The sequence below is a fragment of the Sulfuritalea hydrogenivorans sk43H genome, assembly GCF_000828635.1.
In the GTDB taxonomy this organism is placed as follows: domain Bacteria; phylum Pseudomonadota; class Gammaproteobacteria; order Burkholderiales; family Rhodocyclaceae; genus Sulfuritalea; species Sulfuritalea hydrogenivorans.
The window spans coordinates 2,269,416-2,292,326 of sequence record NZ_AP012547.1; the positions used below are offsets into that span (position 1 = coordinate 2,269,416).

The 22,911-nt window shown below is 64.2% G+C and carries 25 protein-coding genes; 12 read left to right on the forward strand and 13 right to left on the reverse strand.

The window, feature by feature from the left end:
* The 3 genes from plsX to SUTH_RS10965 form a co-directional block, all read right to left on the reverse strand.
* Nucleotides 1-1,062, reverse strand: a complete 1,062-nt coding sequence (plsX, locus tag SUTH_RS10955; RefSeq protein ID WP_052473548.1) for a phosphate acyltransferase PlsX — start codon at nucleotides 1,060-1,062, stop codon at nucleotides 1-3.
* 81 nt (nucleotides 1,063-1,143) lie between these two features.
* Nucleotides 1,144-1,323 (reverse strand): 50S ribosomal protein L32, encoded by a 180-nt coding sequence (gene rpmF / locus SUTH_RS10960; protein WP_041099239.1) that lies wholly within the window; start codon nucleotides 1,321-1,323, stop codon nucleotides 1,144-1,146.
* An 82-nt stretch (nucleotides 1,324-1,405) separates the two neighbouring features.
* The gene (locus tag SUTH_RS10965; protein ID WP_052473549.1) at nucleotides 1,406-1,924 is read right to left on the reverse strand and encodes a YceD family protein; all 519 of its coding nucleotides are present in this window, start codon (nucleotides 1,922-1,924) and stop codon (nucleotides 1,406-1,408) included.
* 46 nt (nucleotides 1,925-1,970) lie between these two features.
* Between SUTH_RS10965 and SUTH_RS10970 the strand changes: the two genes are divergently transcribed.
* From SUTH_RS10970 to egtD, 3 genes are read left to right on the forward strand one after another with little or no spacing between them, the layout of a single operon-like run.
* A complete protein-coding gene (locus tag SUTH_RS10970) occupies nucleotides 1,971-2,552 on the forward strand; it encodes a Maf family protein (RefSeq protein WP_041099241.1) in 582 nt (193 codons plus the stop codon).
* A complete protein-coding gene (locus tag SUTH_RS10975) occupies nucleotides 2,549-3,271 on the forward strand; it encodes an SAM-dependent methyltransferase (protein WP_041099243.1) in 723 nt (240 codons plus the stop codon). Before SUTH_RS10970 ends, SUTH_RS10975 begins: the two co-directional genes overlap by 4 nt.
* A 1-nt stretch (nucleotide 3,272) precedes the next feature.
* Nucleotides 3,273-4,253, forward strand: a complete 981-nt coding sequence (gene egtD / locus SUTH_RS10980) for an L-histidine N(alpha)-methyltransferase (protein ID WP_084207357.1) — start codon at nucleotides 3,273-3,275, stop codon at nucleotides 4,251-4,253.
* Nucleotides 4,254-4,257: 4 nt separating this feature from the next.
* Here egtD and selD read toward each other — a convergent pair whose 3' ends face one another.
* The gene (selD, locus tag SUTH_RS10985) at nucleotides 4,258-5,322 is read right to left on the reverse strand and encodes a selenide, water dikinase SelD (protein WP_041099245.1); all 1,065 of its coding nucleotides are present in this window, start codon (nucleotides 5,320-5,322) and stop codon (nucleotides 4,258-4,260) included.
* On the reverse strand, nucleotides 5,319-6,350 hold the full coding sequence (gene senB, locus SUTH_RS10990) for a selenoneine biosynthesis selenosugar synthase SenB (RefSeq protein WP_052473550.1): 1,032 nt from the start codon (nucleotides 6,348-6,350) through the stop codon (nucleotides 5,319-5,321). Before senB ends, selD begins: the two co-directional genes overlap by 4 nt.
* Here senB and senA point away from each other — a divergent pair.
* Nucleotides 6,349-7,545, forward strand: coding sequence for a selenoneine synthase SenA (gene senA, locus SUTH_RS10995; RefSeq protein ID WP_197539574.1), 1,197 nt, complete (start codon nucleotides 6,349-6,351; stop codon nucleotides 7,543-7,545). The two genes, senB and senA, sit on opposite strands and share 2 nt — an antisense overlap.
* 4 nt (nucleotides 7,546-7,549) lie before the next feature.
* On the opposite strand, the gene SUTH_RS11000 is transcribed toward senA, so the two are convergent.
* From SUTH_RS11000 to SUTH_RS11025, 6 genes are all read right to left on the reverse strand, one after another.
* Entirely contained in the window at nucleotides 7,550-7,861 is a 312-nt protein-coding gene (locus tag SUTH_RS11000; protein WP_041099247.1) for an AzlD domain-containing protein, read from the reverse strand.
* Nucleotides 7,858-8,508: an AzlC family ABC transporter permease gene (locus SUTH_RS11005; protein ID WP_052473551.1), complete on the reverse strand. Its 651-nt coding sequence runs from the start codon at nucleotides 8,506-8,508 to the stop codon at nucleotides 7,858-7,860. The genes SUTH_RS11000 and SUTH_RS11005 overlap by 4 nt, the downstream gene beginning before the upstream one ends.
* 208 nt (nucleotides 8,509-8,716) lie before the next feature.
* The gene (locus SUTH_RS11010) at nucleotides 8,717-9,601 is read right to left on the reverse strand and encodes a DMT family transporter (RefSeq protein ID WP_041099249.1); all 885 of its coding nucleotides are present in this window, start codon (nucleotides 9,599-9,601) and stop codon (nucleotides 8,717-8,719) included.
* Entirely contained in the window at nucleotides 9,598-9,936 is a 339-nt protein-coding gene (locus SUTH_RS11015) for a YkgJ family cysteine cluster protein (protein ID WP_041099251.1), read from the reverse strand. The genes SUTH_RS11010 and SUTH_RS11015 overlap by 4 nt, the downstream gene beginning before the upstream one ends.
* A gap of 5 nt (nucleotides 9,937-9,941) precedes the next feature.
* Nucleotides 9,942-10,949, reverse strand: coding sequence for an inorganic phosphate transporter (locus SUTH_RS11020; protein ID WP_041099253.1), 1,008 nt, complete (start codon nucleotides 10,947-10,949; stop codon nucleotides 9,942-9,944).
* Nucleotides 10,950-10,958: 9 nt separating this feature from the next.
* Nucleotides 10,959-11,597 (reverse strand): DUF47 domain-containing protein, encoded by a 639-nt coding sequence (locus SUTH_RS11025; RefSeq protein WP_041099255.1) that lies wholly within the window; start codon nucleotides 11,595-11,597, stop codon nucleotides 10,959-10,961.
* A 127-nt stretch (nucleotides 11,598-11,724) separates the two neighbouring features.
* Here SUTH_RS11025 and SUTH_RS11030 point away from each other — a divergent pair, with 127 nt between their 5' ends.
* Entirely contained in the window at nucleotides 11,725-12,897 is a 1,173-nt protein-coding gene (locus SUTH_RS11030; RefSeq protein WP_041099257.1) for a DUF2863 family protein, read from the forward strand.
* An 86-nt stretch (nucleotides 12,898-12,983) separates the two neighbouring features.
* On the opposite strand, the gene SUTH_RS11035 is transcribed toward SUTH_RS11030, so the two are convergent.
* Nucleotides 12,984-14,237 carry a D-amino acid dehydrogenase gene (locus tag SUTH_RS11035; protein ID WP_041099259.1) on the reverse strand — a complete coding sequence of 418 codons (1,254 nt, stop codon included), beginning with the start codon at nucleotides 14,235-14,237 and terminating at the stop codon, nucleotides 12,984-12,986.
* Between the two features lie 81 nt (nucleotides 14,238-14,318).
* On the opposite strand from SUTH_RS11035, the gene msrB reads away from it, so the two are divergent.
* Genes msrB through SUTH_RS11060 form a run of 5 tightly spaced genes read left to right on the forward strand, consistent with a single transcriptional unit; the run spans nucleotide 14,319 to nucleotide 16,783 of the window.
* On the forward strand, nucleotides 14,319-14,804 hold the full coding sequence (msrB, locus tag SUTH_RS11040) for a peptide-methionine (R)-S-oxide reductase MsrB (RefSeq protein ID WP_070099343.1): 486 nt from the start codon (nucleotides 14,319-14,321) through the stop codon (nucleotides 14,802-14,804).
* 8 nt (nucleotides 14,805-14,812) lie between these two features.
* On the forward strand, nucleotides 14,813-15,388 hold the full coding sequence (locus SUTH_RS11045; protein ID WP_041099261.1) for a septation protein A: 576 nt from the start codon (nucleotides 14,813-14,815) through the stop codon (nucleotides 15,386-15,388).
* On the forward strand, nucleotides 15,388-15,693 hold the full coding sequence (locus SUTH_RS11050; RefSeq protein WP_041099263.1) for a YciI family protein: 306 nt from the start codon (nucleotides 15,388-15,390) through the stop codon (nucleotides 15,691-15,693). Before SUTH_RS11045 ends, SUTH_RS11050 begins: the two co-directional genes overlap by 1 nt.
* Complete coding sequence (locus SUTH_RS11055; RefSeq protein WP_041099267.1) at nucleotides 15,690-15,953, forward strand: BolA family protein; 264 nt, start codon at nucleotides 15,690-15,692, stop codon at nucleotides 15,951-15,953. The genes SUTH_RS11050 and SUTH_RS11055 overlap by 4 nt, the downstream gene beginning before the upstream one ends.
* 32 nt (nucleotides 15,954-15,985) lie before the next feature.
* On the forward strand, nucleotides 15,986-16,783 hold the full coding sequence (locus tag SUTH_RS11060) for a peptidylprolyl isomerase (protein WP_052473552.1): 798 nt from the start codon (nucleotides 15,986-15,988) through the stop codon (nucleotides 16,781-16,783).
* 82 nt (nucleotides 16,784-16,865) lie between these two features.
* Here SUTH_RS11060 and purL read toward each other — a convergent pair whose 3' ends face one another.
* Nucleotides 16,866-20,798: a phosphoribosylformylglycinamidine synthase gene (purL, locus tag SUTH_RS11065; protein ID WP_041099269.1), complete on the reverse strand. Its 3,933-nt coding sequence runs from the start codon at nucleotides 20,796-20,798 to the stop codon at nucleotides 16,866-16,868.
* A gap of 201 nt (nucleotides 20,799-20,999) precedes the next feature.
* Here purL and SUTH_RS11070 point away from each other — a divergent pair, with 201 nt between their 5' ends.
* On the forward strand, nucleotides 21,000-21,959 hold the full coding sequence (locus SUTH_RS11070; protein ID WP_052473553.1) for a GGDEF domain-containing protein: 960 nt from the start codon (nucleotides 21,000-21,002) through the stop codon (nucleotides 21,957-21,959).
* 46 nt (nucleotides 21,960-22,005) lie between these two features.
* Nucleotides 22,006-22,869: a tetratricopeptide repeat protein gene (locus tag SUTH_RS11075; RefSeq protein WP_041099271.1), complete on the forward strand. Its 864-nt coding sequence runs from the start codon at nucleotides 22,006-22,008 to the stop codon at nucleotides 22,867-22,869.
* Nucleotides 22,870-22,911 lie beyond the last annotated feature (42 nt).

Sequence of the window (22,911 nt, forward strand, 5' to 3'; positions counted from 1 at the left end):
TCAATCGCAGAGAGTCGGCGCTGCTTCGCCTTGCGTACCTGGAATTCCGCTTCGCGGGCAGGTAACGGCGGCCATGCGCGCGGCGATGGTTTCCGGCAGGCGCTGCCGCCCCTCCTCGGCCGCCTTCTCCAGCGCAAAACGAAACGCCAGTTGATCGGCCGAGCCGTGGCTCTTGACCACGACGCCCCTGAGTCCCAGCAGGCTTGCCCCGTTATAGCGGCGGGGATCAAAACGTTGCTTGAAGGATTTCAGGGCAGGCATGGCCACCAGCGCGGCCAGCTTGGTGAAGATGTTGCGCGAAAACTCTTCCTTGAGCGCCCCGCCGATCATGTGGGCAAGGCCTTCTGCGGCCTTGAGCGTGACATTGCCGACAAAGCCGTCACACACCACCACATCGGCGGTGCCCTTGAAGATGTCGTTGCCTTCGACGTTGCCTATGAAATTGAGATCGGTGGCACGCAGCAACTCGGCGGCGCGCTTGACCACTTCGTTGCCCTTGATTTCCTCCTCACCGATGTTGAGCAGGCCGACCGTGGGCCGTTCCTTGCGCTCCAGCGCGGAAACCAGCAGGGAGCCCATGATGCCGAACTGCAGCAGATGCTCGGGAGTACAGTCGACGTTGGCACCGAGGTCCAGCACATAGGTACTGCCGCGCTGCGAAGGCAGCACGGAACAGATGGCCGGCCGGTCGATGCCGGGCAGCGTCTTCAGCACGAAGCGCGACACGGCCATCAGGGCGCCGGTGTTGCCGGCGGAGACCGCCGCGCTCGCGGTGCCGTCCTTGACCAGATCGACCGCCACGCGCATCGAGGAATCCTTCTTGCCGCGCAGGGCGCTGGCCACGGCCTCGTCCATCCCGACCATTTCGGAGGCATGGCGGATCGAAAGGCGATCGCCGAACGGGTTCCCCTCGCGCTCGACCTGCGGACGCAAGACCTCCTCGCGGCCGACCAGGATGGCGGCGCAATCGGTGTCATGACGCAGGAATTCAAAAACAGCAGGCAGCGTTACCGACGGACCATGGTCGCCGCCCATACAATCCACCGCGAGGGTGATCGCCATCGCTTAAGTGATCTTCCAGGGCTCTATATGTGAAAACGGCCGGACGCGCATCGCGCATCCGGCCGGTTTCGACAAAATGAATTATTCGCCCTTGGCCTTTACGACCTTCTTGCCGCGATACACGCCGGACGGCGAGATATGGTGGCGCAGGTGAACTTCGCCCGTGGTCGGCTCGACGGCCAGCGGCGGGTTGGTCAGGAAGTCATGCGCACGATGCATGCCGCGCTTGGACGGGGATTTCTTGTTCTGTTGTACAGCCATTTCGCTACTCCTTGTTTAGTTACAGCGTAACGCCCGCTGACGCGGTCATTAGCTTTCTCTGAAACTTTGCTTCGCTACGTTTTTAATGCTTCTTCAAAGCGGCCAGCGCCGAAAACGGCGATGATCCATGTTCACTTGCGCTCGCCGACGGCGATTCGCACTCTTCGTGCCGCGGCGCGATGGGCAGCGCCAGCAACACCTCATCCTCCACCAGATCCTGCACGCTCAACGCCGTTTCGGCGGCGATCGCGTCGATGCTGTCATCGTCCAGATCGTCGTCCGGCCAATCCTCGCCGGGCGCCATCAGTTGCAGCCGGCTCGTGATTGCCAGCGGAAACTTCACACCGCCCAAGCATCGCTGGCAACACAGCACCGGCTCGCCAGCCAAATCCAGTTGCAACCACGACTTTCCCTCGTCGTCCCGCCACCCTTCCAGCCGGACCGACAAGAAACCGTCGCTTGTGCTCAGCAAGTCCGCCAGACGGGGCAGTTCACCCAAGCCGACGCGACGCTCCAGCACACCGCCACTGCGCGCGAACTCAAGACAGTCGATGACAGTTTCGGCAATCGAATCGGACAAGGACAGGCGCTCGTGCGGCAAACGGCGGATGTTATCATGCCTAACCCCCTCTTTTCAAGCCTGAAACATGTCGCGCCTTGTCGTTCTTGCCTCTACCTCTCCCTTCCGCCGCGAACTTCTGGCCCGCCTGCAGCTCCCTTTTGAAACCGTGGCACCGGAAACCGACGAATCCGCGCTTCCGGGCGAAGCGCCCGCCAGCACGGCCCTGCGCCTTTCCGAAGCCAAGGCCCGCGCCGTGGCCCGACGTTTTCCCGACGCGCTGATCATCGGCTCCGACCAGGTGGCGGCGCAGGGCAATGACCGCTTCGGCAAGCCGGGCAGCCGCCAGAATGCCATCGCCCAGTTGCGCCTGATGCGGGGAAAAGAAGTGGTCTTCCACACCGGGCTGTGCCTGCTCAACAGCGCCACCAACCGCGTCCAGACCTGCTGCATCGATACTCATGTCGGCTTTCGCGACCTCGCCGATGCCGAAATCGAGTCCTATCTCGACAAGGAAGATGCGCTCAACTGCGCCGGCAGCGCCAGATCCGAGGGCCTTGGCATTTCCCTGCTCTCCTACCTGCGCGGCGACGACCCCAACGCCCTGATCGGGCTGCCGCTGATCGCCCTGTGCGACATGCTGCGCGCCGAGGGCCTGAGATTGCCATGAGGGTTGCCGTGACCGGCACGCTCTGGCTGCTGCCCGTCGCCCTCGGCGATATCCCCTGGCAAGATTACCTGCCGGCGGCCACCCGCGAAGCCGCCTGCCGGCTGAGGCATTTCGTCGCCGAGAACGCCAAGACGGCGCGCGCCGAACTCAAGCGCATCGGCCATCCCCTGCCCCTGCGCGAACTCGCCATCGATCAATTGCCGGAAACCCCGGCCCCGGCTGACATCGAACGCCTGCTGGCGCCGCTGCTTGCCGGCCACGACCTGGGCCTGATGTCCGAAGCCGGCTGTCCGGCGGTGGCCGATCCCGGCGCCTTGCTGGTGCGCCGCGCCCATGAACTGGGCATCGCGGTCAAACCGATGGTGGGCCCTTCCTCGCTGCTGCTGGCGCTGATGGCCTCCGGACTCGACGGCCAGCGCTTCGCCTTTCACGGCTACCTGCCGGCCCGCGACCCCGAGCGCAGCCGCCGCCTCGCGGAACTTGAAAGCGAATCCGCCCGCCTCAAGCAAACACAACTGTTCATCGAAACCCCGTACCGCAACCACACCTTGTTCAACGCACTGCTGCTGGCCTGCCGGCCGAAAACGCGGCTCTGCCTGGCAACCGACCTGAGCTTGCCCAGCGAACGGATCGCCACGCGCCGCATCGCGGACTGGAAGACGACCCCGGCGCCGGATCTGGACAAGCGCCCCACCGTTTTCCTGTTGCTGGCCGACTGAGATGCCATCCCGGATCAGGCTTCACCAGATCCTTGACTGGGATTCCCCACAGCAAAACACCAGCCTGCGCCGGGAACTGGCCGCCGGATTGCTGCAACAACAGGCGGCGATCGCACCGAAGTTCTTCTACGACAAGCTCGGCTCGCGACTGTTCGAAGCGATCACCGAGTTGCCGGAGTACTACCCGACCCGCACCGAGGCCGCCATCTTCGACAAGCATCTGGCGGACATCCGGAAGGCACTGGGCGAGGACTTCACGCTCATCGACCTCGGCTGCGGCAGTTGCGGCAAAGCCGGCCGGCTGTTTCATGCGGGACTCCTGCCCTCACGCTATGTCGCGGTCGATATATCGGTCGAATTCATGCGCGATTCGCTGCAGCAATTGAAGCGCGAGCTGCCGGCAATCGAAATGACGGGCGTCGGACTCGACTTCACCGCGGAACTTCAACTGCCCGACGACATTCCACTGGAACGACGCACATTCTTCTATCCCGGCTCCAGCATCGGCAATTTCAGCCCGCCCGACGCCGAGCGTTTCCTGCGGGGGTTGGCCGATCGGATGGATGCGTCGGGTGGCCTGCTGATCGGTGTCGACCTGGTCAAGGACAAGGCAGTGCTGGACGCAGCCTATGACGATCCACTGGGCGTCACCGCGGCCTTCAACCGCAACCTGCTGCGGCATGTCAATGCCCGGCTCGGCGCCGACTTCGACATCGGCGACTGGCGGCACGTGGCTTTTTACAACATCGCAAATGCCCGCATCGAGATGTATCTGGAAGCCCGTCGCGCGCTCACCGTGAGCTGGCCGGAGGCTGCCATCCGGCACTTTGCCGCCGGCGAGCGGATTCACACCGAGAATTCGTACAAATATTCGCCCGAAGGCTTCACGGCCCTGCTGGACTCCGCGGGATTCGGCGACATCCAGCCATGGACCGATCCGCACAACTGGTTTGCGCTGTTCTTCGCCCGGCCGGTGAAATAACCGCTCAGGTAGTCACTCTGACCCGCGCCGGCCCGGACTCCAGACGCCCGATCACGGTAGCTGCCGCGAAGTCCTCCGCACGAAATACCTCCAGCACGGCATCCACTGCCGCCGGCTCGCATGCCACCAGCAGGCCGCCGCTGGTTTGCGGATCGGTCAACAGGGCGCGCTGCATCGGCGTGATGGCGGCGTCCAGCGCCACATCCTCGCCGTAAGCCATCCAGTTCCGCGCCGAGGCGCCGGTGATGTAGCCCGCCGTGGCCAGGTGCTCCACTTCGGCCAGCATGGGAATCCTGAGCATATCGAGTATCGCCGACAGCTTCGCTCCGCGGCATACCTCCAGCAAATGGCCCAGCAAACCAAAACCGGTCACATCGGTCAGGGCATGTACGCCATCCAGATTCGCCAGATGCCGGCCTGGAGTGTTGAGTTTGGTGGTGCTGGCAATCATGGCCTGGTAGCCGGCGGCATCCAGTGCGCCTTTTTTCAATGCCGCCGACAGCACGCCGACGCCCAGCGGCTTGCCGAGGATCAGCACGTCGCCCGGCCGCGCGCCGGCATTGGTTTTCACCTTGTCGGGATGCACCAGGCCCATCACCACCAGGCCGTAGATCGGTTCGACGGAATCGATGGTGTGGCCGCCGGCAATCGGGATGCCGGCCGCGGCGCAGACGCTTTCGCCGCCTTCGAGGATCTTGCCGATCACGTCCAGCGGCAGCTTGTCGATCGGCATGCCGACCAGCGCCAACGCCATGATCGGCGTGCCGCCCATGGCATACACGTCGCTGATCGCATTGGTGGCGGCGATGCGGCCGAAGTCGTAGGGATCATCGACGATGGGCATGAAGAAATCCGTCGTGGCGATCAGGGCCTGCTCGTCGTTGAGGCGATACACCGCTGCGTCGTCGGCGGTTTCGATACCGACGATCAGCTCCTTCGGCACCGGGAAATTGCGCACGCCGCGCAGGATTTCGGTCAGCAGGCCGGGGGCGACCTTGCAGCCGCAGCCGCCGCCATGACTGAAGCTGGTCAAGCGGATCGGAGAGTTGGAAAGCTGGGGGGAATTCATTTTTTTGACTGCCTTGTGATTGAGTTACGGCCACTGCGCTTGACGTCGATAAGGCCGACGTCAGCCTCCACTGAAACTTCGTTTTCAAGAAGACTGCAAACAGCGGCGCATTCATGCGCCGGGGTGAACAAGGATACCCGGTCGGCGCAGCGTCGGGACAAGTTGGCGTAGTAGCGCGGATCGCGGGCCGCCTTTTGAATCAGTTCCGCCAGGCGTGCCGCATCGCCGACCGGAAACCAGCCGGGATAGTCCGCGCCGAGCATGCCCCGGTTGCCGGGAATGTCGCTGCCCAGCACCGGCACGCCGCTGGTCACCGCTTCGATCAATACGTTGGCGCCGCCCTCCATCAGGGAAGGCAGCAGCAACAGGTGGCAGCGCTTGATCAGCTGGCGCGTGGCCGCCTGCGGCAAGGAACCCTGCGGGTGATAGCGCGCATCGCCGGCCCCCAGGCGGCGAACTTCGGCCGCCAGTTGCGGATCCAGGTCGCCGCCAATGTGGAACAGTCGTACCGGCAGTTCGGCAGGCAGGCTGCGCAAGGCGCGCAAGACAGTCAGCGGATCCTTCTCGGGCCGCAGGTGACCCACCAGTGCCAGATCGAAATGACGGCGACTGCGGCGCCCCGGCCGCAACAGGCGGGCCGACTGGTAGATGGTCATCGCCTTCGCCGCATGTTCGGGCGGTAGCGCCTGGAGGCCCTCGTCCTGCAAGACCACGAGACGACTCGCCAGCGCCAGCGAGCGCCGGGCATCCCGATCGACGGCGATGTCGCGATAGAGGTCGGTGCCGGTCAGGACCACAATCAGCGGACGCTCCGGATAGCGCTCGGCGAAGGCGGCAATCGATGCCGCCGAGCGGCGGGCATGGAGGGCGATCAGAAAGTCGGCGCTGGCGCCACGCCACTTCATGTCGATGCTGACCCGCGCATGGGGCGCCAGGCAGCGCGCCCAGCGTTTTGCCGTGTGCCAGTTGCCGTTGTTGGCACTGGCCAGCGCGGGGCTGATAATGGCGACGGAGGGAGATGGCCTCATGGAGTTGAACGAAATGAGAAGCGCTGGAAAACAGCCTTTGGCCGATGCGATGCGGGATGCCCGCGATTATACGGTCAGGCTGCTTGACGACTGGGCGGCATGGCCGGACAGCGCCTGCGTCGAGGGCCTGCAATCGCCCGACCCGCTGCATCCGCCCTGCCTCGCCATCATCAACCCGCCCCTGTGGGAACTTGGCCATGTCGCCTGGTTCATGGAGTACTGGTGCCAGCGTTATCAAGGGTCGGCGACACCGCCCCGGCCCTCCCGCCTGAAAGACGCCGACCGCTGGTACGACTCGCGCCACGTGCCGCATGACAGCCGCTGGTGGCTCGACCTGCCCGGCTGGGATGCCACGCGACGCTACCTTGCGGAGACCCTGGATGGCGCACTTGAGGCCCTGCGCAGCCTGCCCGACACCGACGCCGGCCTCTACTTTCACCGGCTTGCGCTGTTCCACGAGGACATGCATTACGAGGCCTTCCGCTACACGCAGCAGACCCTGTCCTGGCCGGCCGCGGACGGCTTGTCGGCGCTGCCGCCGGCGACCGATATCGAACTGGCCGGCGGCGAATTCATGATGGGCAGCTCACCGGATGGCTTCGTCTTCGACAATGAAAAATGGGCGCATCCGCGACGCGTCGAAGCCTTTGCGATTGGCGCCGCGCCGGTCCGCAATTCGGACTACCTGGCTTTCGTCGAGGCAGGCGGCTACCGGCAGCCGCAATGGTGGTCGGCAAGCGGTCAGGCCTGGCTCGCCGCCAGCGGACAAACCATGCCGCGCTACTGGCGGCGCAAGGATGGGCGCTGGCGGCAACGACGCTTCGCGCAGTGGATCGATCTGGCGCCCGAACAGCCGGCGATACACCTGACGGCACACGAAGCCGAGGCCTGGTGCCGCTGGGCCGGCCGCCGGCTGCCAAGCGAAGCGGAATGGGAATATGCCGCAACCCATGCCGCCCGTTTCGACTGGGGAACGCAGGTCTGGGAATGGACGGCGAGCCAGTTCGAGCCCTATCCCGGCTTCAGTCCCGACCCCTATGCCGAATACGCCGAGCCCTTCTTCCACACCCACCGCAGCGTGCGCGGCGGCTCCTTCGCCACGCGCAGCCGCATGCGCCACCCGCGCTACCGCAACTACTACGAGCCGCAGCGCGACGATATCTTCGTCGGCTTTCGCAGTTGCCGCGCCGGATAGTCGTTCAGAGGTGCTGTATCACGAACAGCGCAAGGAATCCGGCGCCGATGGTCAGCAAGGTGTTGCGCCACAGGGCGGCGACGAAGATGGCGACCAGCCCGGCCCACAAACGCGGATTGCCGCCGCCGGGAATCACCTCGCCCTGCACCAGCAACAACTCCGGCGCAACGAGTGCCGTCAGCGCGGCGATCGGCACGAAAGGCAGCAACCGCCGGAACCACGATGGCGGCTGGTAGTGCCCCTCCGCCGCAATGAAGGAATAGCGGATGCAGAAGGTCACGACACCACTGAGCAGCATCAGTCCCCAGAGATTCATGCCGCATTCCTTGTCAGTAGCGCGCCGACGGCAAGGCCCGCCAATGCAGCCACGAACAATCCGAGCTTGTAGGGCAGCGCCGCCAGCACCACGGCGACCGCGCCCGCCGTCAGGGCGGAGGCGAGCAATGCGCGGCTGTCGATCATCGGCACGACAATGGCGATGAAGGTCAGCGGCAGGGCGAAATCCAGCCCCAGGTCCGCGGGAAGTTGCGCGCCGATCAGCACGCCTGCCAGCGTCGCCACCTGCCAGCCGGACCACAGACCGAAGCCCGAGCCGAACAGTATCCAGTGCGCATGAGGCGAGTTCCCGCCTTCCCTGCCCGCCAGCATGTGCGGGATCGCCGCCGCATACGCTTCGTCGGTCAGCAGATAGGCCAGCAAGACTTTCCAGCGCCGCGGCAGGTGCGCAAGGATCGGCGCGACCGAGGCGCTGTAGAGAGCGTGGCGCAGATTCACCAGCCCCACCGCACCGGCAGTGAGTAACAACGGCGCGCCGGCGCCGACCAGTTGCGCGAGCAGGAACTGTGCGGATCCGGCGAATACGATCGACGACATCGCCATCGCCGCCAAAGGCGATATCCCGCTTTGCAGCGCCACCACGCCGTAGATCACGCCGAACGGCGCCACGCCCAGCAAGAGCGGCATGACCGAACGCAGTCCCAGCGAAAATGCAGCCGAGGGCGTCACGGGCTGCCGCCGGGCCGCCCCAAGGCAGCCCCTCCAAGACTCTGCGAGCGCAGCGAGCCGTAATCACCCCTTTTAGTTACGGCCGCTTCGCTTAACGCCGATAAGTCCGGCGTTAGCCTGCACTGAAACTGCGGTTTCCTGGAAAAGGGGTTGGGGAAAATGTCGTTCACCTTTTCGCCGGCAGATTCACCAGCACGATGCCGCCCACCACCATCGCCGCCGCGACAAAAAAGTGCAGGCTGGGCTGGTCATTCATCAGCAGCATGCCGAAGAGGACGCCGAACAAGGGCGTCAGGAAGGAAAACACCAGCAGGCGGCCGGCAAGATAGCGCGTCAGCAGCCAGAACCACGCCAGGTAACTGATGAAGGCAACGACCACGATCTGATAGGCCATGGCCCAGAGAGTCGGCGCTGACAGCACGCCGACGCCGCGCTCGCCGACCAGCCAGGAGAGCGGAAACATCACCGCGGCCGACACCACCAGTTGATACAGCAAGACCTTGGTCGCAGTCACCCTGGCCAGAGCGGTAGCCCGGATCAATACCGTCGTCGCCGCCCAGAACAATGCGGCCAGCACGCCAAATGCATCGCCCAGCAGGCTGCCGCCCGCGGCTTTGTCGATGAAGGCCAGCACCAGCCCGGCAAAGGCCAGCAGCACCCCGGCACCCTGCCGCCATCCCATGCGCTCGCCGGGCACGAAAACGTGCAGGCCAAGCACCGTGAAGCACGGCGCGGTGTAGAGAAACACCACCATGCGCGAGACCGTGGTGTGTTCGACGCCGACGAAGATGAAGACGAACTCGAAGCCGAACAGCAGGCCCGCGAGCAGGCCCGGTCGCAGCGACCGGTCGGCGGCGAACAATCCCATGCCGCGCCAGCGCGCCCAGGCAAAGACCAGGACGGCGCCCAGGCCGGAGCGCAATCCGGCCTGCATGATCGGGCTGATCTCGGCGACGGCGAACTTGATCGCCACCTGCTGCAGGCCCCAGACGGCGCATAGCAGCACCATCAGTCCGAAAGCAGCAGGGCCGGGGGCGACCCGCTGGTTCATGCGGCCGCCACGGTCAAGTCGGACAGTCCGTGTCGCCGCCGCGCCTCGTTGCAGGCTTCATCGCCACGACCGACCGCAGCCAGAGGCGCGAATTCACGACAGGCGCTGGGGCGGAACTCGTAGATCGCGCAACTCACCGCTTCGCCTACTTTCCCGCGCAGGGCAACGCAGCGCACCGGCGCGCTGGCGGTGCCGCGCATGCACACCAGATGTGGCGCGACGGATTCGACCAGCGCCTCCGGCACGCTGCCGCCGGGCAGATCGTCGACTTCATGACAGGAAAAGGAAACCCGGTATGCCGCGCAACATGCGCCGCAGCTCTGGCAAGGACTCACGGCGTTTACAGCAGGAAACGCCCCAGCCACCAGGCGAAAGCGGCGATCAAGGCACTGGCCGGGATGGTCAGAACCCAGGCCCAGACGATCCCGCCCGCCACACCCCAGCGCACGTTGCTCGGCCCCTTGGAAGTGCCCACGCCGACGATGGCGCCGGTAATCGTATGCGTGGTGGATACGGGAATGCCGAGCATGGTAGCCATGAACAGAGTGATCGCGCCGCCCGTCTCGGCACAGAAACCGCCCACCGGGCGCAGCTTGGTGATGCGCTGGCCCATGGTCTTGACGATCCGCCAGCCGCCGAACATCGTGCCCAAGCCCATCGCCGCGTAGCAGGAGAACACCACCCAGGCCGGCACCGAGTCGCCGGTCTTCGAGATTCCCGCGGCAATCAGCAGCATCCAGATGATGCCGATGGTCTTCTGTGCGTCATTGCCGCCATGGCCGAGGCTGTAGAAGGCCGCCGATACCAGTTGCAGGCGACGGAAACTCTTGTCCACCTTGCGCGGCGTGCTTCTGTTGCACAGCCAGGACACCACCACCATCAGCGTGCCGCCGAGCAGAAACCCGAGCATCGGCGCGATCAGGATGAAGGCAACCACCTTGCCGATGCCGGCCCAGACCAGCGACCCGGTTCCCGCCTTGGCCATCGCCGCGCCCGCCAGCCCGCCGATCAGTGCATGGGAGGAACTTGAAGGAATGCCGTAATACCAGGTGATGATGTTCCACGCGATGGCGCCGATCAGCGCGCCGAACACCACGTAATGATCCACGATGGCCGGATCGATGGTGCCCTTGCCGATGGTACTGGCCACCTTGAGCTGGAACACCGCAATGGCCACTACGTTGAAGAAGGCCGCCCAGGCCACCGCGTGCTGCGGCTTCAGGACGCCGGTGGAAACGATGGTGGCGATCGAATTTGCCGCGTCATGAAAGCCGTTCATGAAATCGAATGCCAGTGCCAGCAGCACCAGCACCACGATCACCGTCAGACTCATCTCGACTGCCTGCATGACAGTCGCTCAGGAATTCTCGAGGATGATGCCCTCGACGATATTGGCCACGTCCTCGCAACGATCGGTCACCGACTCCAGCAGTTCGTAGATGCCCTTCATCTTGATCAACTGGCGCACGTCCGCCTCTTCGCGGAACAGCTTGGTAATGCCGGTGCGCATGGCCCGGTCGGCGTCCGATTCGAGCTGGTCGATCTCGCGGCACAGCTTGAGCATGGCCGGCGCATTGTCCATCTTGTTCAGCAGGGTCACGACGGATCGCACGCGCTCGCAGCCGGAAGCGACGATGTCGGACAACTGCCTTGCTTCGGGCGTCAGTTGGCGGATGTCGTAGAGATACATGGCTTCGGCGAAATCCTGGATCAGGTCGAGGATGTCGTCCATGCGCATGATCAGTTGGTGAATCTCGTCCCGGTCCAGCGGCGTATTGAACGAGGTGTGCAGCAGCGCAATGGTTTCGTGGGTGATCTTGTCCGCCGCCGTCTCGGTCTCGTCGATCGCCTGGACATGCTGCGCCAGCCCATCGGGCCCCTTGCCCAGATCATCGACCAGGGCCACCAGTTGCCTCCCGCCCTTTACGATCAGGTCGGCATGCGCGTTGAACAAATCGAAGAACTTGGCCTCTCTGGGCATCAATTTCGAGAACATCGGGCACCACCGCTGGCAAAAAGACCGGCGGATTTTATCAGCTAATGGCGACCGGACCCGCCTCCGGCCAACTGGTAGAATTCTTTTCGCCGCCCTCGTCGGCTAATTTGTTTTGGCCTCAACTTTCATGAAACGCAACCGCCTTCCCCGCCGCGCCCGCCAGACCCCCGACTCCGAACTTCTCACCCGTCTGGCCACGCGTCTCAGCCAGTCATCGAACCGGGTCGAGGATGCCTGGTGGGAGGCCCGCCTGGCGGCTCACATAGACCACCTGCTGGCGAACGACGGGGAGGAAACTCTCGTGGCCGTGCTCGACCAGCTCTATAACGGCGGCTCGCGCGCCTACGACGAACTGGCCGACATGGTCGAATCCTGCGCCGAAACGCGCCGCGCCGAGGGCAACAGCGGCCTTGACGCCGTGATGATCGCCGTGCCGCTGCTGGCCTGGTCGCGTTTCCAGATCCCGTCGGGCGGCATTCCGGCGGCACAACTGGAAGCGGTGCGGGTTCATCTGCAGGCCCATGTGCTGGCCGCCGACGCCAAACTCGGCCTCTCCGACATTCTCTACAGCCCCGACCAGTTGCCGCAAAGCTATGTCGCAACAGCGCAACTGGCGGAAAAGCTCGCCAAAGCGGCGATTCATGGCCGCAATCTGAAAATCGACCCGGCGCAGCTCTCCGAAACCATGAACTTCCTGTCGGATACCCGCTACCTGCTGGGCGCCGTCGCGGCGCCGCGCGGTACGGCGCTGTTCCGCTGGCAGGAAGACGACGGCGATCCCGCCGAATCCTTCCGCCAATGGGCGCAGCAGGGCGGCGACGCCCTGCGTCCGCTGCTGCCGGCCTGCGCCATCGAGTTCCTGCCGGTGCTGGCCTACCACGCAGCGGTGCGCGATGCCGACCGTGCCTCGCGTCCCTGGTCGCTGCGCTCGGCCGTAGCCTTCCTGCAAACCGTGCTGAACCAACCCGCCGCCGAGCTGCGCGCCGTGGTGGCGCCTTTCCACGATCGCCAGCTTGAGGAATATCGCATCGGTTTCACCCAGCGCGGCAGCAGCGACGTGGTGCACGGCGTGGTCTGGCCGCTGCTGGAAAACGAGGACGAGAACAACGACGCCCCGACGCAGATCGAAGCCGCGCTTCGCGAAGCCGGCGTCAGCAGCGTGCTGATGCTCGACCAGCGTTTCCCGCTGGAGTTCTGCGACGACTGCGGCGCCCCGCTCTACCCGAATCCGGAAGGCGAGCCGGTGCACGCGGAACTGCCCGAAGACCAGGCGGAGGCCGCTCCCCGACATCTGCACTGAACCTGAAAACCTCGGTTCAATCTGCGAAATCTGCGGATCAAGTACTTTTGCAGCTTAAAAAGTCGGCGCTGACAGGACGGCGATTGTCAGAATCGATAAGGCCTCGCATCCAGCCCCGGATCGCGCCCGGCGACCATCTCCGCCAGCATCCGCGCCGAGCCGCAGGCCAGCGTCCAGCCCAGCGTGCCGTGACCGGTGTTGAGCCACAAGCCGGCCAGGCCGGCGCCGGCCATGTCGCCGATCAGCGGCACGTTGCCGGGCGTGGCGGGGCGCAGCCCGGCCCAGTAATCGACCTTGCCGACTGCCGCCAGCGCCGGAAAGATTTCGCCTATCCGGTGCAACAGGGCTTCGCAGCGCGCCGCATTGAGCGAGGTATCGTAACCATTGAACTCCGCCGTGCCGGCCACGCGCAGGAATTGGCCAAGACGCGAGATGACGATCTTGTGTCCGTCATCGGTCAGGCTTACCGTTGGCGCCGCAATGCCTTCGGCCAGCTCAAGCGTGGCCGAATAACCCTTGGCCGGATACACCGGCAAGCGCACGCCCAGGGGTTTCAGCAGCAAGGGCGAATAGCTGCCGAGGGCCAGCACCGTCATGTCGGCGCATGGCGTTTCCCCGGAGGCCAGGCGCACGCCCGACACGCGGCCTCCTTCGCGTTGCAGCGCCGTTACCGTTTCGCCGTAGCGAAAGCGCACGCCGCGCCCGACAGCATGCCGCGCCAGTGTTTCGGTGAAGCGCCGGGCGTCGCCCGATTCATCGCTCGCGGTGTAGGTTCCGCCAACCACGGGCACCCGCGAGCCCCCCAGGGCCGGTTCGATGGCAAGGCATTCCGCCGCCGTTTTGGGCACCCGCTCGCAACCGAATTCGCGCATCAGCGCGGCCTGCGGCAACGCGTGCTCGAACTCGGCGGGATCGGTGTAGAAATGCAGGATGCCGCGCTCCAGATGATCGTAGTCGAGCGCCAGTTCCCGCCGCAGGGATTGCAGGGCGGCGCGGCTGGCGAGCCCGAGGCTCACGATGGCGCGCACGTTGGCCCGCGCTCGCGCCGCCGTGCATTCGCGCAGGAAACGCAGGCCCCAGGCCCATTGCGCCGGATCGGCGCGCAGACGCCAGAGCAGCGGAGCATCTTCGCGCCCCATCCATTTCAGCGCTTTCCAAGGCGCTTGCGGATTGGCCCAGGGTTCGGCATGGCTGACCGATATCTGGCCGCCGTTGGCGAAGCTGGTTTCCTGCGCCGGCAGCGGCTGGCGCTCGATTACCGTGACCTCGTGGCCGTCGGCCGCGAGATACCAGGCGGTCGTCACGCCGACCACGCCGGCACCGAGCACGATCACGCGCATCGTCCGCCCCCGAAACTATTTGTGAAAAAGTTGATCCCACTCGCCATGGCCGCGATTATAGTCAGCGCCCCGGAGGGACTCATGAGCACCAAACCCAGGATCAGCAAGACCGACGCCGAATGGCGCGCGCAGCTTACGCCCATGCAGTACCACGTCGCCCGCGAAAAAGGCACCGAGCGCGCCTTCAGCGGCGAATACTGGGACTGCAAGGATCCCGGCACCTATCGCTGCATCGGCTGCGGCGAGCCGCTGTTCGAATCGACGACCAAGTTCGACTCCGGCTGCGGCTGGCCCAGCTTCACGGCGCCGGTAAATGCGCAAGGCATCACCGAAATCGACGACAACAGCCATTTCATGCGCCGCACCGAAGTCGTCTGCAGCAACTGCGGCGCCCATCTCGGCCACGTCTTTCCCGACGGCCCGGCCCCCACCGGCCTGCGCTACTGCATAAATTCAGCTTCGCTGAGTTTATGCGTTGACGATGAACCCTCCCCCACCCCCTCCCCAAGGAAGGGGGCGACTGATTTGCTCGCTTCGCTCGAGTTGCACTGGTTCGGCATCTTATAATCCCGCCCATGAAATTCCTCTTCGACCTCTTCCCGATCATCCTCTTCTTTGCCGCCTTCAAGGCCTTCGACATCTACGTCGCTACCGGCGTGGTGATCGCCGCCACGGCCGCGCAGATCGGCTGGGTCTGGCATCGCCACGGCAAGGTGGACACCATGCTGTGGATCAGCCTGGCGCTGGTGGTGGTCTTCGGCGGCGCGACACTGGTCCTGCGCGACGAAACCTTCATCAAGTGGAAGCCGACCGTGCTCTACTGGCTATTCGCGGCAACCTTGTTCGGCTCGGCCCGTTTCTTCGGCAAGAACCTGATCCGCGCCATGCTGGAAAAACAGGTGGAACTGCCCGAAGGACTCTGGAGCCGGCTCAACCTGGCCTGGATCGGCTTCTTCTCCGTCATGGGCGTAATCAACCTCTGGGTTGCGTTCAGCTTCAGCACCGACACCTGGGTCAGCTTCAAGCTCTTCGGCGGCATGGGGTTGATGATCGCCTTCATCGTCGCCCAGGGCATGGTGCTCGCCAGATACCTGCCCGACGAGAAGGAATCCTCCTCCCCCCAACCCAGCGGTCCTTCGGAGAAATCCTGATGCTTTATGCAATCGTCGGCGAAGACGTGCCGAACAGTCTTGAGAAGCGCCTCGCCAGCCGCCCGGCCCACCTTGCCCGCCTGACCGAACTGGATGCCGCCGGACGCCTGGTTCTGGGCGGCCCCTGCCCCGCCATCGACAGTCCGGACCCCGGGCCCGCGGGCTTTTCCGGCAGCCTGATCGTGGCCGAATTCGACTCGCTCGTTGCGGCCCAGGCCTGGGCCGATGCCGACCCTTATGTCGCCGCCGGCGTCTATGGCCGCGTCACGGTGCGTCCCTTCAGGCAAGTCTTCCCGAAATCGTGAGCGTCATCGATGCGATGCGGGCGCAACTCGCCACGCTCGACCCCGTTGCGGTCGAGATCATCGACGACTCGGCGAAGCATGCCGGCCACGCGGGTGCCAGGAGCGGCGGAGGCCATTTCCGGCTGTCGATTGTCTCGCCGCGCTTTGCCGGTTGCAGGACAATGGAAAGACATCGCTTGGTGTATGATGCCTTGGGTCCGCTGATGAAGCGGGAAATTCACGCACTTAGCATTACCGCAAAAACCCCCGACGAAAAATGACAATTTCCTCAAAACACCATTCAGGAACCACGATGAACCGTACTCTCCGCCACGCCCTCCTGCTTGCCTTCGCCGTATCGGTGAGCGCAGCCCCAGCCTTTGCCCAGAAGAAGGATTCGGCAACGTTCGCCACCGTCAATGGCAAGGCCATTCCCAAGGTTCGCGCCGATGCGCTGATCGCCGGCCAGGCAGCACAAGGCCAGCCCGATTCCCCGGAACTGCGCAAGGCCGTTACGGAAGAGCTGGTTCGCCGCGAGGTGCTGACGCAGGAATCCATCAAGAAAGGCTTCGACAAGAAGCCCGAGGTTCAGGGCCAGATGGACCTTGCCCGTCAGGGTGTGCTGATCGGCGCCTACCTCAACGACTTTGTGAAAACCCACCCGGTCACCGAGGATCAGATCAAGAAGGAATACGAGGAAATCAAGGCCAAGCTCGGCAGCAAGGAGTACAAGGCCCGCCATGTCCTGGTCGAGAAGGAAGATGAAGCCAAGGCCATCATCGCGAAGCTGAAGAAGGGCGAGAAGATCGAAGACCTGGCCAAGGATTCCAAGGATCCCGGTTCCAAGGAACGCGGCGGCGACCTCGGCTGGGCCAACCCGGCCTCATTCGTTCCGGCTTTCTCGGCGGCGATGGTCAAGCTGGAAAAAGGCAAGTTCACCGAAACCCCGGTGAAGAGCGACTTCGGCTGGCATGTCATCCAGCTTGAAGATACGCGCGAGCTCAAGCTGCCGGGCATCGAGGAAGCCAAGGGCCAGATCGGCCAGCAACTTCAGCAGCGTCAGGTGCAAAAGCACATCGACGAGTTGCGCGCCAAGGCCAAGGTCGAGTAGGCCTGGTCGGCATCAAGCAAAAACGGGAGCTGCGGCTCCCGTTTTTGTTTCAGGCGCCGTATCGCCGGCGCCGACTTTTCGCCTACCCCAGCCAGCGCCGCGCGTTGCGGAACATGGCGAGCCACGGTGCGTCCTCGCCCAGTCCCGGCGGCTGCCATGACATTTGCACGCTGCGGAAGGTGCGCTCGGGGTGCGGCATCATGATCGTGAATCGGCCGTCGGCGGTCGTCACACCGGCGATACCGTCGGGCGAACCGTTGGGATTGAAGGGATAGGTCGTTGCCGTCGCGCCTCGATTGTCAATGTAACGCATGGCCGCCAGGGCCTTGCCGCCCTGACCGGCGGCAAATTCGGCGCGCCCTTCGCCGTGGCTGACCACCACGGGCAGCTTCGAGCCGGCCATGCCGGCCAGCAGGATCGAAGGCGACGGCGGAATTTCGACCATCACCACGCGCGCCTCGAACTGCTCGCTGCGATTGCGCTGGAAAGTCGGCCAGTCCTGCGCGCCGGGAATGATCGGAGCCAGATGCGCCATCATCTGGCAGCCGTTGCAGACGCCCAGTGCGAAGCTGTCGGCACGATTGAAGAAGGCCGCGAATTCGTCGCGCAGCCGGTCGTTGAACAGCACCGATTTGGCCCAGCCCTGCCCCGCGCCGAGCACGTCGCCGTAAGAGAAACCGCCGCAGGCGGCCAGTCCCGAGAACGATGCCAGATGCACACGACCGGCTTGCAGGTCGGACATATGTACGTCATACGGCGCAAAGCCGGCACGCTCGAAGGCCGCAGCCATTTCGACGTGACCATTCACGCCCTGCTCGCGCAGGATAGCGATTTTGGGTCGCGCCCCGGTGGCGACGAAGGGCGCGCCCGACTCCAGCTTCAGCGTCATCGACAAACCGGGATTGTCGGCATCGAGCAGCGCATCGAACTCTTCCTGGGCGCAAGCCGGGTCGTCGCGCAGCCGGGCGATCTGGAAGCTGCCCTCGCTCCAGACCCGCTGCAGCTCGTTGCGGTGGGCCGCAAACACCGTCTTGGCGTTGCGCCAGACGCGCACTTCGTCGGCCGTATTGGTGGTGCCGATGGCATGCGTGCAGGCGCCGAGGCCGGCATCGCGCAATGTCTGCATCACCGCGGTGCGGTCCTCGCGGCGGATCTGCAGCACGGCGCCGAGTTCTTCGTTGAACAGCGCCGTGATCACGCGGTCGCGCTGGCGGCCGGCGATTTGCGGAAAGCGCTCGCTGCCGTCGACGTCGTTCATCAACGGGTCGTAGCAGAGTCCGTCCAGATTCAACGAGATGCCGACATGCGAGGCGAAGCTCATTTCGCAGACGGTCGCGAACAGGCCGCCGTCCGAACGGTCGTGATAAGCGAGAATTTTTCCGTCACGATTGAGCGCCTGGATCGCGCCGAAGAAGGCCTTGAGCGATGCCGCATCGGCATCCGGCGGCAGATCGCCACTGACGCCATGGACCTGTGCCAGGGCCGAACCGCCCAAGCGGTTGCGTCCCTCTCCCAGATCGATCAGCACCAGTTCGGTTTCACCGACCTCGGCATCCGGCCGCAATTGCGGCGTCAGTGTGCGGCGCACATCCCCGACCGGAGCGAAGGCGGAAACGATCAAAGACAGCGGCGCAGTGACCTGTTTTGCCACGCCCTGTTCTTCCCCGTTTCCTTCCCATTTGGTCCGCATCGACAGCGAATCCTTGCCGACCGGAATCGAGACGCCGAGCGCCGGACAGAACTCCAGGCCAACGGCCTTGACCGTATCGAACAGCGCGGCATCTTCATGACCATGGCCGGCAGCCGCCATCCAGTTCGCGGAAAGCTTGACGCGACCAATGTCGCCGACATCCGCAGCCGCCAGGTTGGTCAGCGCCTCGCCCACCGCCATGCGGCCCGACGCCGCGGCGTCGAGCAGTGCCAGCGGCGTGCGTTCGCCCATGGCGAAACACTCGCCGCGCAGCGTGTCATAGCCCATCGCGGTCACGGCGACGTCAGCGACCGGCACTTGCCAGGGGCCGACCATCTGGTCGCGCGCCGTGAAGCCGCCGACGCTGCGATCGCCGATGGTGATCAGGAAATTTTTCGATGCGACCGCCGGCAGGCGCAGGATGCGCAGCGCCGCCTCCTTCAGGTCGATGCCCGCGACATCGAGCGGCGGCATGACGACCTGATGGCGGCGCGCGTCGCGATGCAGTTTCGGCGCCTTGCCGAGCAGCACTTCCATCGGCATATCGACCGGCTTGTTGCCGAAGTGGTCGTCCTTCACCGTGAGTTGGCCGTCGTCGGTGGCGACGCCGAGCACCGCGAAAGGACAGCGCTCGCGTTCGCACAGGGCGCGGAATTCTTCCAGCCGTTCGGGCGCGATGGCCAGCACATAGCGCTCCTGCGCCTCGTTGCTCCATATCTCGCGCGGGCTCATGCCCGGCTCTTCGCTGGGCAGCGCGCGCAGATCGAAAGCCGCGCCGCATCCTGCATCGTGCGCGAGTTCCGGCATCGCGTTGGAAATGCCGCCGGCACCGACGTCGTGGATGGCAAGTATCGGATTGCCGTCGCCCTGCTGCCAGCAGCGGTCGATGACTTCCTGGGCGCGGCGCTGGATTTCCGGGTTGCCGCGCTGCACCGAGGCGAAATCGAGATCGGCGGTGTTGGCGCCGGTCGCCATCGACGACGCGGCGCCGCCGCCGAGGCCGATCAGCATGCCGGGACCACCGAGCTGGATCAGCAGGCTGCCGGCCGGGAAACGTATCTTGAAGGCGTGGTCGGCGGCAATGTTGCCGAGGCCGCCGGCGATCATGATCGGCTTGTGGTAGCCGCGCATCTCGCCATTGAATTCCTGCTCGAAGCTGCGGAAATAGCCGGCGAGATTGGGTCGGCCGAATTCGTTGTTGAATGCCGCGGCACCGATCGGACCTTCGATCATGATGTCGAGCGCGGAGGCGATGCGCTCGGGCTTGCCGTAATTCGATTCCCAAGGCTGCGCGTAACCGGGAATCTTCAGGTCCGACACGGAGAAGCCGCAGAGGCCGGCCTTGGGCTTGGAACCGCGACCGGTCGCGCCCTCGTCGCGAATCTCGCCGCCGGAGCCGGTCGCCGCACCGGGAAACGGCGAGATCGCGGTCGGATGGTTGTGTGTCTCGACCTTGGCCAGGATGTGCGTGGTTTCTTCGCCGTACTCGTAGCCGCCGTCGGCGCGCGGGTAGAAACGCCGGATCGCAGCGCCCTCGATCACCGCCGCATTGTCCGAGTAGGCCACCACGGTGCCATCAGGATGCGCCTTGTGAGTCTCGCGGATCATGCCGAACAGGGACAGCGGCTGGTCTACGCCATCGACGGTCCAGCTGGCGTTGAATATCTTGTGCCGACAATGTTCCGAATTGGCCTGGGCGAACATCATCAGTTCGACGTCGGTCGGATTGCGCTGGAGTTTGCCGAAGTTCTCCGCCAGATAATCGATCTCGTCAGCGGAAAGTGCCAGCCCCAACTCGACGTTGGCCTTGACCAGGGCATCGCGTCCGCCGGCGAGCAAATCCACGGTGCTCAAGGGCTGCGGCGCAACATGCTGGAACAGGGCCCTGGCTGCATCGATGGAATCGAGCACGGATTCCGTCATCCGGTCATGAAGCCGTGTCGCCAGCGCCGACTTTTCGCGCTCGCCGCCAATCGCTCCCGACACGTGAAATGCCGTGCCGCGCTCGATGCGCTTCACATTGGCGAATCCGCAATTGCGGGCAATATCGGTCGCCTTGGAACTCCATGGCGAGATGGTGCCGAGGCGCGGAGTCACCAACAACAGTTCTCCGTCAGGCGGCGCCGGCAATTGCGCAGGAACCCCGAGCAAGTCCTTCAACCGGCCGGTTTCATCTGCGCGAAGCGGTCCTTCCAGTTCGATGAAATACCAGTGTTCGGCAGCCAGCCGGCCTCCCGAAACGGAGCCGGCAACAGCCCTCTGCAGGCGTGCGAGGCGGGGCGCCGAAAACGCGGCAGTGCCACGCAGGGCAAGGAAATCAGCCATGATGAAAAGAGGGGAACGGGTGAAATTCAGGGGGAAAATGCAAGTGTCGGATTATACCCCTGCGCTTGCCGCCCCTGCCGGCGACCCGGCGGCAGATTTGCATTGAACGGCGAAGCCTGCGAAACTGCTTGATTAATCAAATCCACCCGGGCGTATTACTTTATGGCTATGGTCAAGCAATCCCCACCTGAAGTTGTCCGCATGATTGCGGCACTCACGGATCACCGTGATGTCGATCTGCTCGAAACCAGCCTGCTCAAAACCGTTGCCCAGCTGTTTGCTCCCGACTGGGCGGCCATTTTCCATGCCAACGCTGACGAAGCACCGGAATTCGCGATTGCCCTGCGCGGCGGCGAAACATCCCATGCACCATTTCCCGAATCGTTCTCGCATCTTGTCAGCGCCGAGGGCGTGACCGCATTTCCCATCATGAGCCACTCGCGTCGGGTCATCGGCTACCTGCTGGTGCGCCGGGCGCCGGAACTGTCGAACGATGAACAGGCGATGATGACCAGCCTGTTTCGGGTCTACGACAACTACCTCGCGGTACTCAAGGATTCGCAGATCGATCGCCTCACCGGACTGCTCAACCGGCATACCTTTGACGACCAGCTCGACCGGGCTCTCGGCCTCATTCGTCGCGCCTATCTGGACGGCGGAAAAGGGCGGCAGAAACGCAGGGTCGACGATGGCAATGGCAGCTTTTTCCTGGGCGAGATCGATATCGATCATTTCAAGAGCATCAACGACAAGTTCGGCCACCTGTACGGCGACGAAGTCCTGATCATCCTTGCCCGCATACTGCAAAGCACCTTCCGCAAAACCGACCTGATCTACCGTTTTGGCGGTGAGGAATTTGTCGTGATTGTCTACGTCGATGATCGCAACGATGCCGACATGACGTTCGAGCGCCTGCGCCGCTCGATCGAAAACCACGCCTTTCCACAGGTCAGCAAGGTTACGGTGAGCATCGGCGTCACCGAAATCCAGGATACCTCTATTCCCGTGGAACTGCTGGGCCACGCCGATCAGTCGCTGTATTACGCCAAGACCCACGGCCGCAACCAGGTCTGCTTCTACGAAACACTGGTCGCCAGCAATGAGATCGTGGTGCATCGCGCGGCCAATGACGTAACCCTGTTCGACGCCGCCGAAGGTTGATCCCGCAAGCCGTCGAGCGAGAACAGACTCCCCTCTACAGGTTGCCATGAGCACGTTTTCGTTTGACACCGGCACCGCCGATTTTCAGGAAAAGGTCCTCGAAGCATCGAAACGCGTACCGGTGCTGGTGGACTTCTGGGCGGAGTGGTGCGCGCCCTGCCGGGTGCTCAAGCCCGTGCTCGAAAAGCTGGCCGGCGAATATGGCGGACGCTTCATGCTCGCCAAGGTCAACTCCGACCAGCACCAGGAACTCGCCGCGCGTTGCGGCGTGCGCGGGATTCCCAGCGTCAAGGCCTTCGTCAATGGCGAAATGGTCAATGAGTTCACCGGCGCCCTGCCCGAAATGCAGGTCCGGGCTTTCATCGACAACCTGCTGCCCTCGCCCGCCGAACCGCTGCGGATAGCTGCACAGGAGGCCCGAGCCAGGGGCGAACCCGAAGTTGCCTGCTCATTGCTGGCCGACGCGGCGCAAATCGCCCCCGCCGATGAGGCCGTGCAACTCGATCTCGCCGAAATTCACATCGACATGCACAACGTGGATGCCGCCAGGGCGATCCTCGATGCACATGAACACAAGGCACGCGACCTCACTCGCGTACGGGCCCTGCAGGCCCGGCTAAAGCTGGTGGTTGCCGGTACAGGAGCCGATCCCCTGACACTGACGGCCCGCATTGATGCCAATCCCGGCGACCTGGATGCCCGGCTGCAACTGGCGAACGCGCTGGCATTGGCCAGCGACTACCGGCCAGCGCTCGAACAGCTTCTGGAAATTGTTCGCCGCGACCGCAAGTGGCACGACGAAGTTGCACGCAAAAACATGCTGGATCTATTCGCGCTGCTGGGCACCGAACCGCGCAATGACGATCTGGTAAGGGAGTTCCGCATTCAACTGGCGCGAATCCTGAACTGAACCGGCGCTGGCGCTGGCGCTGGCGCAGACAAAATATCCGGG

Coding starts and splice junctions, on each gene's coding strand:
- senB (WP_052473550.1), bottom strand. CDS start 6,350: ATGAGGCCATCTCCCTCCGTCGCCATTATCAGCCCCGCGCTGGCCAGT.
- SUTH_RS10970 (WP_041099241.1), top strand. CDS start 1,971: ATGTCGCGCCTTGTCGTTCTTGCCTCTACCTCTCCCTTCCGCCGCGAA.
- SUTH_RS11020 (WP_041099253.1), bottom strand. CDS start 10,949: ATGCAGGCAGTCGAGATGAGTCTGACGGTGATCGTGGTGCTGGTGCTG.
- SUTH_RS10975 (WP_041099243.1), top strand. CDS start 2,549: ATGAGGGTTGCCGTGACCGGCACGCTCTGGCTGCTGCCCGTCGCCCTC.
- SUTH_RS11025 (WP_041099255.1), bottom strand. CDS start 11,597: ATGTTCTCGAAATTGATGCCCAGAGAGGCCAAGTTCTTCGATTTGTTC.
- plsX (WP_052473548.1), bottom strand. CDS start 1,062: ATGGCGATCACCCTCGCGGTGGATTGTATGGGCGGCGACCATGGTCCG.
- SUTH_RS11000 (WP_041099247.1), bottom strand. CDS start 7,861: ATGAATCTCTGGGGACTGATGCTGCTCAGTGGTGTCGTGACCTTCTGC.
- SUTH_RS11035 (WP_041099259.1), bottom strand. CDS start 14,237: ATGCGCGTGATCGTGCTCGGTGCCGGCGTGGTCGGCGTGACGACCGCC.
- SUTH_RS11070 (WP_052473553.1), top strand. CDS start 21,000: ATGATTGCGGCACTCACGGATCACCGTGATGTCGATCTGCTCGAAACC.
- SUTH_RS11050 (WP_041099263.1), top strand. CDS start 15,388: ATGCTTTATGCAATCGTCGGCGAAGACGTGCCGAACAGTCTTGAGAAG.
- SUTH_RS11005 (WP_052473551.1), bottom strand. CDS start 8,508: ATGCCGCTCTTGCTGGGCGTGGCGCCGTTCGGCGTGATCTACGGCGTG.
- senA (WP_197539574.1), top strand. CDS start 6,349: ATGGAGTTGAACGAAATGAGAAGCGCTGGAAAACAGCCTTTGGCCGAT.
- rpmF (WP_041099239.1), bottom strand. CDS start 1,323: ATGGCTGTACAACAGAACAAGAAATCCCCGTCCAAGCGCGGCATGCAT.
- selD (WP_041099245.1), bottom strand. CDS start 5,322: ATGAATTCCCCCCAGCTTTCCAACTCTCCGATCCGCTTGACCAGCTTC.
- SUTH_RS11010 (WP_041099249.1), bottom strand. CDS start 9,601: ATGAACCAGCGGGTCGCCCCCGGCCCTGCTGCTTTCGGACTGATGGTG.
- msrB (WP_070099343.1), top strand. CDS start 14,319: ATGAGCACCAAACCCAGGATCAGCAAGACCGACGCCGAATGGCGCGCG.
- purL (WP_041099269.1), bottom strand. CDS start 20,798: ATGGCTGATTTCCTTGCCCTGCGTGGCACTGCCGCGTTTTCGGCGCCC.
- SUTH_RS11075 (WP_041099271.1), top strand. CDS start 22,006: ATGAGCACGTTTTCGTTTGACACCGGCACCGCCGATTTTCAGGAAAAG.
- SUTH_RS11030 (WP_041099257.1), top strand. CDS start 11,725: ATGAAACGCAACCGCCTTCCCCGCCGCGCCCGCCAGACCCCCGACTCC.
- egtD (WP_084207357.1), top strand. CDS start 3,273: ATGCCATCCCGGATCAGGCTTCACCAGATCCTTGACTGGGATTCCCCA.
- SUTH_RS11060 (WP_052473552.1), top strand. CDS start 15,986: ATGAACCGTACTCTCCGCCACGCCCTCCTGCTTGCCTTCGCCGTATCG.
- SUTH_RS11045 (WP_041099261.1), top strand. CDS start 14,813: ATGAAATTCCTCTTCGACCTCTTCCCGATCATCCTCTTCTTTGCCGCC.